General features: G+C 71.2%; 10 protein-coding genes. All 10 read left to right on the top strand.

Annotated features, from left to right (window positions below; translation table 11 throughout):
• The first annotated feature begins 206 nt into the window (after positions 1 to 206).
• Positions 207 to 1,370, top strand: a complete 1,164-nt coding sequence (gene ftsZ, locus QUG98_RS08110; protein ID WP_289470044.1) for a cell division protein FtsZ — start codon at positions 207 to 209, stop codon at positions 1,368 to 1,370.
• A gap of 8 nt (positions 1,371 to 1,378) precedes the next feature.
• A complete protein-coding gene (locus tag QUG98_RS08105; protein WP_289470043.1) occupies positions 1,379 to 2,098 on the top strand; it encodes a YggS family pyridoxal phosphate-dependent enzyme in 720 nt (239 codons plus the stop codon).
• Between the two features lie 42 nt (positions 2,099 to 2,140).
• A complete protein-coding gene (locus tag QUG98_RS08100; protein WP_289470042.1) occupies positions 2,141 to 2,725 on the top strand; it encodes a cell division protein SepF in 585 nt (194 codons plus the stop codon).
• A 73-nt stretch (positions 2,726 to 2,798) separates the two neighbouring features.
• Entirely contained in the window at positions 2,799 to 3,095 is a 297-nt protein-coding gene (locus QUG98_RS08095) for a YggT family protein (protein ID WP_082687673.1), read from the top strand.
• 184 nt (positions 3,096 to 3,279) lie between these two features.
• Positions 3,280 to 3,975: a DivIVA domain-containing protein gene (locus QUG98_RS08090; RefSeq protein WP_289470041.1), complete on the top strand. Its 696-nt coding sequence runs from the start codon at positions 3,280 to 3,282 to the stop codon at positions 3,973 to 3,975.
• Between the two features lie 2 nt (positions 3,976 to 3,977).
• Positions 3,978 to 4,646 (top strand): signal peptidase II, encoded by a 669-nt coding sequence (gene lspA / locus QUG98_RS08085; RefSeq protein ID WP_289470040.1) that lies wholly within the window; start codon positions 3,978 to 3,980, stop codon positions 4,644 to 4,646.
• Positions 4,643 to 5,572 (top strand): RluA family pseudouridine synthase, encoded by a 930-nt coding sequence (locus QUG98_RS08080; RefSeq protein WP_289470039.1) that lies wholly within the window; start codon positions 4,643 to 4,645, stop codon positions 5,570 to 5,572. Before lspA ends, QUG98_RS08080 begins: the two co-directional genes overlap by 4 nt.
• Before the next feature lie 486 nt (positions 5,573 to 6,058).
• Positions 6,059 to 9,541 (top strand): DNA polymerase III subunit alpha, encoded by a 3,483-nt coding sequence (dnaE, locus tag QUG98_RS08075; protein WP_434533425.1) that lies wholly within the window; start codon positions 6,059 to 6,061, stop codon positions 9,539 to 9,541.
• 8 nt (positions 9,542 to 9,549) lie between these two features.
• The gene (locus QUG98_RS08070) at positions 9,550 to 10,389 is read left to right on the top strand and encodes a hypothetical protein (RefSeq protein ID WP_289470037.1); all 840 of its coding nucleotides are present in this window, start codon (positions 9,550 to 9,552) and stop codon (positions 10,387 to 10,389) included.
• Positions 10,389 to 11,699 carry a histidinol dehydrogenase gene (gene hisD, locus QUG98_RS08065; protein WP_289470036.1) on the top strand — a complete coding sequence of 437 codons (1,311 nt, stop codon included), beginning with the start codon at positions 10,389 to 10,391 and terminating at the stop codon, positions 11,697 to 11,699. Before QUG98_RS08070 ends, hisD begins: the two co-directional genes overlap by 1 nt.
• The last annotated feature ends 36 nt before the right edge of the window (positions 11,700 to 11,735 follow it).

Below are 11,735 nucleotides of genomic sequence, written 5' to 3'. Positions count from 1 at the left end.
GCCGGGACGGCGGCGACGGCCGCGGCAGCGACGACGGCCCCGGCAGCAGCGACAGCGGGAATCTCGGCGACACGATCGGCGACACGCGGCGTGGCGGGGCGACAGCGCGCGGAGCGCACCCGTAGCGTCGTGGCAGCACCACAACTACCAGCAACGCCCCTGAACTTCAAGTAGAGGTTGAGGGTTCGACCGGAGGCCCGACTGACGTGACCACGAACCACAACTACCTCGCCGTCATCAAGGTCGTCGGCGTCGGCGGCGGCGGCGTGAACGCCGTGAACCGCATGATCGAGCTCGGCCTCCGCGGCGTCGAGTTCATCGCGATCAACACCGACGCGCAGGCACTCCTGCTCAGCGACGCCGACGTCAAGCTCGACGTGGGCCGCGAGATCACCCGCGGCCTCGGTGCCGGCGCGGACCCGGAGGTCGGCCGTCGTGCCGCCGAGGACCACGCTGAGGAGATCGAGGAGGCCCTCGCGGGTGCCGACATGGTCTTCGTCACCGCAGGCGAGGGTGGCGGGACCGGGACGGGTGGTGCGCCCGTGGTCGCCCGCATCGCGAAGTCGATCGGCGCGCTCACCATCGGTGTCGTCACGAAGCCGTTCAGCTTCGAGGGCAAGCGGCGGCAGTCGCAGGCCGAGAACGGCGTCGCGTCCCTGAAGGACGAGGTCGACACGCTCATCGTCGTCCCGAACGACCGCCTGCTCGAGATCAGCGACCGCGGCATCTCCATGGTCGAGGCCTTCGCGACCGCCGACCAGGTGCTGCTCGCCGGCGTCCAGGGCATCACCGACCTGATCACCACCCCCGGCCTCATCAACCTCGACTTCGCCGACGTGAAGAGCGTCATGCAGGGTGCCGGTTCGGCCCTCATGGGGATCGGCTCGTCCCGTGGTGCCGACCGTGCGATCAAGGCGGCCGAGCTCGCCGTCGCGTCGCCGCTCCTCGAGGCCTCGATCGACGGTGCGCACGGCGTGCTGCTGTCGATCCAGGGCGGGTCGAACCTCGGCATCTTCGAGATCAACGACGCCGCCCGTCTGGTGCAGGAGGCCGTCCACCCCGAGGCGAACATCATCTTCGGTGCGGTCATCGACGACACCCTCGGCGACGAGGTCCGTGTGACCGTCATCGCCGCGGGCTTCGACGGCGGCGAGCCGGGCGCTCAGCAGAAGGAGCGGCGCTCCAGCTGGGTCGACCCGGAGTCCGGCGCATCGGCCTCGGCCGGCGCTGCCGGTACCGGTGTGATCGAGGACACCGCGACGAGCGCGCCGTCCTGGTCGACGCAGGAGCACGAGGCGCCCGTGCGTCGCGCTGCCGACCCGGCCTTCGACGACGACGACGAGCTCGACGTCCCCGACTTCCTGAAGTAACCCGTCCCGTGGCAGGTGATCCGCGCCTCCCGTCCGTCGAACCTGACGGACCGGAGGCGCGTCTCGCGTCCGTCCGCGGGGCCGTCGCCGACGCCGCCCGGTCTGCCGGCCGCTCGGTCGACGACCTGACGCTCGTCGTCGTGACGAAGTACCACCCGGCCTCGCTGGTGCGGCAGCTCGCCGCGCTCGGCGTCACCGACGTGGGGGAGAACCGGCACCAGGAGGCGCAGGCCAAGGCAGCCGAGCTCGCCGACCTCGACCTGACCTGGCACTTCGTCGGGCAGCTGCAGTCGAAGAAGGCCCGGCAGGTGCGCCGCTACGCCGACGTCGTGCAGTCGCTCGACCGCGACTCGGTCGTCGACGCCTTCGCGCCCACCGAGACCGAGCCGGACCCGCGGGTGGTCGACGGCTTCGTGCAGGTCAACCTGACCGACGACCCCGGTCGCGGGGGCGTGCGACCGGCCGACGTCGACGCCATGGTCGAGCGGGTCCTCGCCACCGGCACGATCCGACTGCGCGGGGTGATGGCGGTCGCGCCGCTCGACGAAGAGCCCCGTCGGGCCTTCGCACGACTGCGCGGGATCTCGTCGCGGGTCGTCGCACTCGCCCCCGACGCCACCGACATCTCGGCGGGGATGAGCGGCGACTTCGCCGAGGCGATCGCCGAGGGCGCGACACACCTCCGGATCGGGACCGCAATCACGGGAAACCGGCCGGCCGCGCCCTAGCCTCGTTGCAGGGCACCACGAGCACCGACCTCCGGAGGAACCATGGCGAACCCGCTCAAGAAGACGATGGTCTACCTCGGCCTCGCGGACGAGGAACTGTACGAGGACGAGCAGCAGCAGGCGGCCGCACCGACGCGCCAGGCCGCCGCCCCCGCAGCGGCTCCCGCGGCAGCGCCGGCTGCCCAGGCCCCGGCTGCCTCCGCACCCGCCGCCGCGGCGCCGGCAGCAGCCCCGGCCGCCGCCCCCGCCGAGCCCAAGACGCACACCCACCAGCGCGGCGCCCAGGTCACCCCGCTCCGCCGCTCGCACACGACCGCACAGAAGGCGACCCCGGTCCAGGAAATGAACGAGATCCTCACCGTCCACCCGCGCGAGTACAAGGACGCCCAGTCCATCGCCGAGAGCTTCCGCGACGGCATCCCCGTCATCATCAACCTCTCGCAGATGACCGAGTCGGACGCCCGCCGCATGATCGACTTCGCGTCGGGACTGTCGCTCGGCCTCTACGGCAAGATCGAGCGCGTGACGAACAAGGTCTTCCTGCTCTCGCCGGCCCACGTCGCGGTGAGCGGTGAGCCTGCTGAGGTAGAGTCCGACATCGAGGCGTCCTTCTTCGCCCAGTCCTGAGCCGGAGCCCGGTTCACCCCGCCCCGTGCGGTCGCCGTGACGGCGGACGCACCCGAGCCGAGCGAGCCCCATCGTGTCACTGGTCTTCGGGATCCTCTCCTTCGCCCTCCTGCTCTACTTCTTCGTGATGTGGGGCCGGTTCGCGTTCGACATCGTGCAGGCGTACAACCGCACCTGGCGTCCCCGGGGCGCGATGCTCGTGGTCGCCGACGTCGTCTACACGCTCACCGACCCGCCGATCCGGTTCGTCCGTCGACTGCTCCCGCCGCTGCGGCTGGGTCCGGTCGCGCTCGACTTCGGTTGGACGATCGTCATGCTCGTGGTGATCATCCTCCGGGTGATCGTCGGCGGACTCGCCCGCGGTTTCTGAGCAGCACACCGCCGCGACACGCGCCGCGCCGCGGTCAAGGTCACGGTTCCGATCCGGCCCCGGTGTACGGTGGTCGGGATCGATGTCCGCTCCGGTGGACATCCGCACCGCTCGTCGCGGCTGGTAGATTCGGTCGCGACTCAAGTGGTTCCACACGTTCAGCAGTTCTATTGAGGTGACGGCAATGGCTTTGACGCCGGAAGACGTAGTCAACAAGCGGTTCCAGCCGACGAAGTTCCGCGAGGGCTACGACCAGGACGAGGTCGACGACTTCCTGGACGAGGTCGTCGTCGAGCTCCGCCGCCTGACGGCCGAGAACGACGAGCTCCGCCAGCGCCTGCAGGCAGCCGAGTCGGCGCCGAAGTCGGCCGCGGCCGAGCAGCCCGTCGAGCAGCAGCCCGAGTCGACCCCCGAGCCCGAGCCGGCTCCCGTCGCCGCCGCTCCGGAGCCCGCGCCGGTCGCCGCCGCCGCTCCGGCCCCGTCGACCGTCCCGGCCGACGAGGACACCGAGGGCACCACGAACCTCCTGACGCTCGCGCGCCGCCTGCACGAGGAGCACGTCCGCGAGGGCATCGAGAAGCGCGACGCACTCATCGCCGAGGGCACCGCACAGGCCGCCCGCCTGGTCTCCGAGGCCGAGGCGAAGCAGCGCCAGATCATCGCCGACACCGAGAACACCAACCGCCAGCGCGTCGCGGTCCTCGAGGGCGAGCAGCGTCAGCTCGAGGGCAAGATCGACGAACTCCGCACCTTCGAGCGCGACTACCGTGCGCAGCTCAAGAGCTACATCCAGGGTCAGCTCGCCGAGCTCGACGGGTCCGGCTCGCAGGAGTCCGGCCTCACCCCGGCGCCCGCCTCGGCGCAGGGCTTCGGCAACTGACGTTGGTCAGACCAGCACCGACGGCGAAGGTCAGTGTCCGCGCGATCGCGGCACTGGCCTTCGCCGCTGTCGTCGTGGTGGCGCTCGACCAGGGCGTGAAGGCACTCGTCGTCGCGAACCTGCCGTACGGTCAGGCCGTCCCGGTCCTCGGTGACGCGCTGCAGCTGCTGTACGTCCGGAACCCCGGCGCCGCGTTCTCGTTCGCGGTCAACATGACGTGGGTGTTCTCGATCGTGTCGACGGCGGTCGTCGTCGCCATCATCGTGTTCGCCCGGCGCATCCGGTCGATGTGGTGGGCGATCGTGCTCGGCATGCTGCTCGGCGGTGCGCTCGGCAACCTGCTCGACCGGCTCTTCCGTGAGCCGGGCTTCGGCCGCGGTCACGTGGTCGACTTCATCTCCACGCCGTGGATGATGCCCGCGATCTACAACATCGCCGACTCGTTCATCTGCGTGAGCATGGTCGTGTTCGTGCTGCTCGTGATCCTCGGGGTGAACCTCGACGGCACCCGCGCGTTGTCCGCGAAGCAGCAGCGCGCTGCCGACGCGGCCGCCCGATCGGACGCGGCCGACGGGGCGGAGGCTCCCCGTGCCTCCCGTCCGGTGGTCGCGGAGCCGGACCCGCGTGCGCCGCGCGACGGCCGCGACGTCCTCGGGCACGACGCGACGTGAGCGAACAGCGTTCCCTGCCCGTGCCGGACGGTCTCGCCGGCGAGCGGGTCGACGCGGCCATCGCGAAGCTGCTCGGGTTCTCGCGGTCCTTCGCGGCCGAGGTCGTCGCGGCCGGTGGCGTCCGGGTCGACGGCGTCGAGGTCGGCAAGTCCGACCGGCTGCACGCCGACTCGTGGCTCGAGGTCGAGTGGTCGCCGAAGGAACCCCCGCGCATCGTGCCCGTCGAGGTGCCCGGCATGCGGATCGTGCACGACGACGAGGACATCGTCGTCGTCGACAAGCCGATCGGCGTCGCCGCGCACCCGTCGCCCGGCTGGGACGGGCCGACCGTCCCCGGTGGGCTCGCCGCCGCTGGCTTCACGATCGCGACCTCCGGCGCCGCCGAGCGCGCGGGCATCGTGCACCGGCTCGACGTCGGGACCTCGGGCCTGATGGTCGTCGCGAAGACCGAGCTGGCGTACACGCACCTGAAGCGGGCGTTCAAGGAGCGCACGGTCGACAAGGTCTACCACGCGCTGGCGCAGGGGCACCCCGACCCGACTGCGGGGACCATCGACGCCCCGATCGGTCGGCACCCGTCGAGCGACTGGAAGTTCGCGGTCACGGCGGACGGCAAGCCGAGCGTGACGCACTACGAGACCCTCGAGGCCTTCCGGTCGGCGAGCCTGCTCGAAGTGCACCTGGAGACCGGGCGGACGCACCAGATCCGCGTGCACATGGCGGCGACGAAGCACCCGCTCGTCGGCGACACGATGTACGGCGCGGACCCGGTGCTGGCGTCGGAGCTCGGGCTGACGCGGCAGTGGCTCGACGCGGTCCGGCTCGGGTTCGAGCACCCGCGCACGGGGGAGTGGGTCGAGTTCGAGGCGTCCTACCCCGACGACCTGCAGGAGGCGCTCGACCGCATCCGCGCCGCATCGGCGTAGGCCGGCGGGGCCGGCGGCGCCGGCGCGCTCTTCCGGTCGCACGACATGCCGCTCGCGGTCGTTCCGGTCGCACGACATGCCGTGCGGTGGGGAAGTGAGCGGCAGGTCGTGCGACCTGAGCGGGCCGGCCGTCGTGCCCATCGTGCGTTGCGTGCGGCCGGGAGGCGCGTGGCGGGGCCGCCCCGTGCCTCCCGTCCGTCGTCGGGTCACGTCTGCCGGCCTCGACGTCGTCGAGCGGGCAGGATCCGTCACGGTCGGCGGCATCAGCCGACGCGTTCCGCCCGCTCGGCGAGCCGCCTGCGGCGTGTCACGCCCGCTCGCGCGGCGGGACCGCCGGGCACCCGGCGCCGGGCACGCCGGACACGCGGGGGACGTCGGTGCTGCCGGTTAGGCTTGTCCCGCCCCGCAGCAGTCCCCGTCGAAACCGGAGGTCCCGTGTCGGATTCCGACTCCTTCGTCCACCTGCACGTGCACAGTGAGTACTCGATGCTCGACGGCGCCGCCCGGTTGAGCGACCTGGTCGCCGAGACCGCCGCGCAGGGCATGCCGGCCGTCGCGGTCACCGACCACGGCAACATGTTCGGCGCGTTCGAGTTCTGGAAGGCGGCGAAGGCCGGCGGGGTCAAGCCCATCATCGGGACCGAGGCGTACATCACGCCCCGCACGCACCGGTCGGACAAGACTCGTGTGCGCTGGGGCGACGGCGGCGGGGACGACGTGTCCGGCTCGGGCGCGTACACGCACATGACGATGTTCGCCGAGAACACCACGGGCATGCACAACCTGTTCCGGCTGTCGAGCCGGGCGTCGATCGAGGGCTACTACTTCAAGCCCCGCATGGACATCGAGCTCCTCGACCAGTACCACGAGGGGATCATCGCGACGACGGGCTGTCCCTCCGGCGAGATCCAGACGCGCCTCCGCCTCGGCCAGTACGACGAGGCGCTCAAGGCTGCGGCGGACTACCGCGACATCTTCGGCAAGGACAACTACTTCGCCGAGATCATGGACCACGGGCTCGAGATCGAGCGCCGGGTGATCGAGGACGTCGTCCGGATCTCGAAGGACCTCGGTATCCCGTTGGTCGGCACGAACGACCTGCACTACACGCACTCGCACGACGCGAAGTCGCACGCGGCGCTCCTCTGCGTCCAGTCCGGCTCGACCCTCAACGACCCGAACCGCTTCAAGTTCGACGCCGACGAGTTCTACCTGAAGACCCCGCAGCAGATGCGGCACGTCTTCCGCGACCACCCCGAAGCCTGCGACAACACGCTGCTCATCGCCGAGCGGTGCGACGTCGAGTTCGACACCGCGGCGAACTACATGCCGAAGTTCCCGGTGCCCGAGGGTGAGACCGAGCACTCCTGGTTCGAGAAGGAGGTCGCGAAGGGCCTGCAGTACCGGTACCCGGACGGCATCTCGAAGGAGGTCCAGGACCGCGCCGACTACGAGGTCGGGATCATCAACCAGATGGGCTTCCCGGGCTACTTCCTGGTGGTCGCCGACTTCATCAACTGGTCGAAGAACAACGGCATCCGCGTCGGTCCGGGCCGTGGTTCCGGTGCCGGCTCGATGGTGGCGTACGCAATGCGCATCACCGACCTCGACCCGATCCGGCACGGGCTGATCTTCGAGCGCTTCCTCAACCCGGACCGCGTCTCGATGCCCGACTTCGACGTCGACTTCGACGACCGGCGCCGCGGTGAGGCGATCAAGTACGTCACCGAGAAGTACGGGTCGGCGCGCGTCGCGCAGATCGTCACGTACGGCACCATCAAGGCGAAGCAGGCGCTCAAGGACTCCTCGCGCGTCCTCGGCTTCCCGTTCGGCATGGGCGAGAAGCTCACGAAGGCGATGCCGCCGCCCGTGATGGGCAAGGACATCCCGCTCACCGGGATCTTCGACAAGGACCACCCCCGGTACAAGGAGGCGGTCGACGTCCGGACGGTCGTCGAGACCGACCCCGAGGCGAAGACCGTCTTCGACACCGCGCTCGGGCTCGAGGGCCTGAAGCGCCAGTGGGGCGTGCACGCCGCCGGTGTGATCATGTCGAGCGAGCCGCTCATCGACATCATCCCGGTGATGAAGCGCGAGCAGGACGGCCAGATCGTCACGCAGTTCGACTACCCGGCAGCGGAGTCGCTCGGCCTGATCAAGATGGACTTCCTGGGTCTCCGGAACCTGACGATCATCAGCGACGCCCTCGACAACATCAAGTCGAACCGGGGCATCGAGCTCGACCTCGAGACGATGGGCCTCGAGGACGAAGCCGCCTACCAACTGCTGCAGCGCGGGGACACCCTGGGCGTGTTCCAGCTCGACGGCGGCCCGATGCGTGGTCTGCTCCGCCTGATGAAGCCGGACAACTTCGAGGACATCTCCGCGCTCATCGCCCTGTACCGACCGGGCCCCATGGGTGCGAACTCGCACACGAACTACGCGCTCCGCAAGAACGGCGAGCAGGCGATCACGCCGATCCACCCGGAGCTCGAGGAGCCCCTGCAGGACATCATCGGCACGACCTACGGCCTGATCATCTACCAGGAGCAGGTCATGGCCATCGCGCAGAAGGTCGCCGGGTTCTCGCTCGGCCAGGCGGACATCCTCCGTCGCGCGATGGGCAAGAAGAAGAAGTCCGAGCTGGACAAGCAGTACGCGGGCTTCGAGAAGGGCATGCAGGACAACGGCTACTCGGCCGCGGCGATCAAGACGCTCTGGGACATCCTGCTGCCGTTCTCCGACTACGCGTTCAACAAGGCGCACTCCGCCGCGTACGGCGTGGTGTCGTTCTGGACGGCCTACCTCAAGGCGCACTACCCGGCCGAGTACATGGCGGCGCTGCTGACCAGCGTCGGTGACGCCCGCGACAAGCTCGCGCTGTACCTCAACGAGTGCCGCCGGATGGGCATCCGGGTCATGCCGCCGGACGTCAACGAGTCGATCGGCTTCTTCGCGGCCGTCGGCGACGACATCCGCTTCGGCATGGGTGCGATCCGCAACGTCGGCTTCAACGTCGTCGACGACATCGTGCAGGCCCGGACGGAGAAGGGCGCGTTCGAGTCGTTCCACGACTTCCTGCGGAAGATCCCGATCTCGTCGGCGAACAAGCGGACGGTCGAGTCGCTCATCAAGGCCGGTGCCTTCGACGAGTTCGGCGACACCCGACGTGCGCTCGTCGAGATCCACGAGGGTGCGGTCGAAGGCGCCGTGAAGGTGAAGCGCGACGAGGCCAACGGCAACGTCGGGTTCGACTTCGACTCGCTGTTCGCCGAGGTCGCCGAGGAGACGCCCGCGTCCGCGCCGGTGTCCCAGGTGCCGGACCGGCCCGAGTGGTCGAAGCGCGACAAGCTCGCCTTCGAGCGGGACATGCTGGGGCTGTACGTGTCCGACCACCCGCTCGCCGGCCTCGAGATCGAACTGGCGAAGCACCAGTCGATCACCATCGCCGACCTCATCGCCGCCGACGACGGCATCGAGGGCGAGACGGTCACGGTCGCCGGGCTGCTGACCAGCGTGCAGCACCGCGTCGCGAAGTCGAGCGGCAACCCGTACGGCATCGTGCAGATCGAGGACTTCGGCGGCGAGATCGGCGTGATGTTCCTCGGCAAGACCTACCAGGAGTTCGGACCGTCCCTGGTGGCGGACTCGATCGTGGTGCTCCGCGGCAGGGTCAACGTCCGCGACGACGGCAAGGCCCTGCACGCGGTCAGCATGTTCCAGCCGAACGTCGGCGACGCGATGGGGTCCGGACCGCTGACGCTGTCCCTGCCCGAGCGCCAGGCGACGACGTCGACGGTGACCGAGCTCGCCGCCGTGCTCGGCCGACACCAGGGCGAGACCGAGGTGCGGCTCCGGCTGCTCAAGGACGACGTCGCCCGAACGTTCGAGCTGCCGTTCCCGGTGAACCTGACGCCCGACCTGTTCGGCGAGCTGAAGAGCCTGCTCGGGCCGCGCTGCCTGGTCTAGGCACCGACGTGACCGTCCCCGGAGCACCGCCGCCCTCGGCCGCGGTGCTCCGGGCGTTCGGCGTGGGGGAGCGACGACCGCTGCTCCTGCCCGGTGGGGAGGGCACGACGTGGCGGGCCGACAGCATCGTCCTGCGTCCGCACGGTGACGTCCGGGAGGCACGGTGGCGGTCCGCCACGCTGGCCCGCCTCGCGCACACCGCTCGGTTCCGCACGCCGCGACCGGTCCCGAGCGCCGACGGCGGTTGGCTCGTGGACGGCTGGGAGGCCTGGGCGTGGCTGCCCGGCGCGACCGACCCGACCCGCGTCGAGGACGTCCTCGCCGCGGGCGCTGCCTTCCACCGCGCGGTCGCGCACCTGCCCCGTCCGGCGTTCCTCGACCTGGCCGACGACCCGTGGAGCCGGGCGGACCGGCTCGTCTGGGGACCCGAGGCCCTGCCGTCGGAGCCGCTGCTCGACCGGCTCGCCGCGGGCTTCCACCCCGTCGGCGCACGGTCGCAGCTGGTGCACCGTGACCTGCTCGGGAACGTGCTCTTCGCACCGGGGGAACCACCGACCGTGTTCGACTGGGCGCCCACGTGGCGGCCGGTGGGCTTCGCCGCCGCGGTCGCCGCCGTCGACGCGGTGTGCTGGCACGGGGTGCCGATCGGACGGCTCCCGACGCTCGGACAGCTGCCGACCGTGGCCGAGTGGTCCGTGTCCGAGTGGCCGCAGCTGCTCGTCCGCGCGCTGGCGTTCCGCGTGCTCGTCCTGCAGCTGCTCGGGGCGTGGGACGACGACCAGGCCGCGCACCACCGTCCCCTCGCGGAGGCGCTGCTGTCAGGCGCCGCCGGTACGCTGGACGCCTGATGATGCAGCGAATCGACCTCCGCGGCGGCCTGCCCGCTCGTGCCGACCTCCTCCGCCTCATGCCGCGTGCCGTCGGTGACGTCTCCCACGCCGTCGACGCCGCGCGCGAGCTCGTGGACGCGGTCCGGCAGCACGGGGCCGCGGCGCTCCGCGAGCAGGCGGAGCGCTTCGACGGGGGAGCGCCGGAGCACGTCCGGGTCCCCGCCGCCGAGATCGCCGCGGCCGTCGCCGGCCTGACCCCCGAGCTGCGCGAGGCCCTGGACGAGGCGATCCGCCGCGTCCGGGCCGCGAGCGCCGCGCAGGTCCCCGCCGGATCGGTCACGTGCCTGGCCGACGGCGCCGAGGTCCACCAGCGCTGGCAGCCGATGCGACGGGTCGGCCTCTACGTGCCGGGTGGCAAGGCCGTCTACCCGTCGAGCGTCGTCATGAACGTGGTTCCCGCGCAGGTCGCCGGCGTCGGGTCGATCGCCCTGGTCTCCCCGCCGCAGCGCGACCACGGCGGGCGGGTGCACCCGACGATCCTCGCCGCCGCCGGACTGCTCGGCATCGACGAGGTCTACGCGATGGGCGGCGCCGGCGCGGTCGGCGCGCTGGCGTACGGCGTGCGCGAGATCGGCCTCGAGCCGGTCGACCTGGTCACCGGACCGGGGAACAACTTCGTCGCCGCGGCCAAGCGACTGGTGCGCGGGGTCGTCGGCATCGACTCCGAGGCCGGGGCCACCGAGATCCTCGTCATCGCGGACGACACCGCGGACGCTGGCTACGTCGCCGCCGACCTGGTGAGCCAGGCCGAGCACGACGAGCAGGCGGGCAGCGTCCTGGTGACCACGTCGTCCGCGTTCGCCGACGCGGTCGAGGCGGCGATCCCGGAACGGGTGGCGGCGCTGGGGACGGCTGCGCGCCTCCAGACCGCACTCGACGGACCGCAGTCCGCGGTCGTGCTGGTCGACTCGCTGGCCGACGCCGCGACCGTGAGCAACGCGTACGGGCCGGAGCACCTGGAGATCCAGACCGCCGACGACGACGCCGTGCTGGCCGACATCGACGCGGCCGGTGCCGTGTTCGTCGGGCCGAGCACGCCGGTGAGCCTCGGGGACTACCTGGCGGGGTCGAACCACGTGCTGCCGACCGGCGGTCAGGCGCGCTTCGGGTCGGGTCTGTCGGCCTCGACGTTCCTCCGGCCGCAGCAGGTCATCCGGTACACGCCCGCGGCCCTGGCCGAGGTCGCGCCGCACATCGTGGCGCTCGCGACCGAGGAGCAGCTGCCCGGGCACGGGGCCGCCGTCACGGAGCGGACCGCCCGGGCCTGAGCGCGGGCCGTCGTCCACAGGGTCGTCACCGCGCCC

It is taken from the genome of Curtobacterium subtropicum (genome assembly GCF_030362975.1).
In the GTDB taxonomy this organism is placed as follows: Bacteria; Actinomycetota; Actinomycetes; order Actinomycetales; family Microbacteriaceae; genus Curtobacterium; species Curtobacterium subtropicum.
This window is presented reverse-complemented; position numbering and strand designations above follow the sequence as displayed.

Bases quoted from the DNA above. Each gene is read 5' to 3' on its own strand.
- QUG98_RS08100 (WP_289470042.1), top strand. From the start codon at position 2,141: ATGGCGAACCCGCTCAAGAAGACGATGGTCTACCTCGGCCTCGCGGAC.
- QUG98_RS08090 (WP_289470041.1), top strand. From the start codon at position 3,280: ATGGCTTTGACGCCGGAAGACGTAGTCAACAAGCGGTTCCAGCCGACG.
- dnaE (WP_434533425.1), top strand. From the start codon at position 6,059: ATGCTCGACGGCGCCGCCCGGTTGAGCGACCTGGTCGCCGAGACCGCC.
- hisD (WP_289470036.1), top strand. From the start codon at position 10,389: ATGATGCAGCGAATCGACCTCCGCGGCGGCCTGCCCGCTCGTGCCGAC.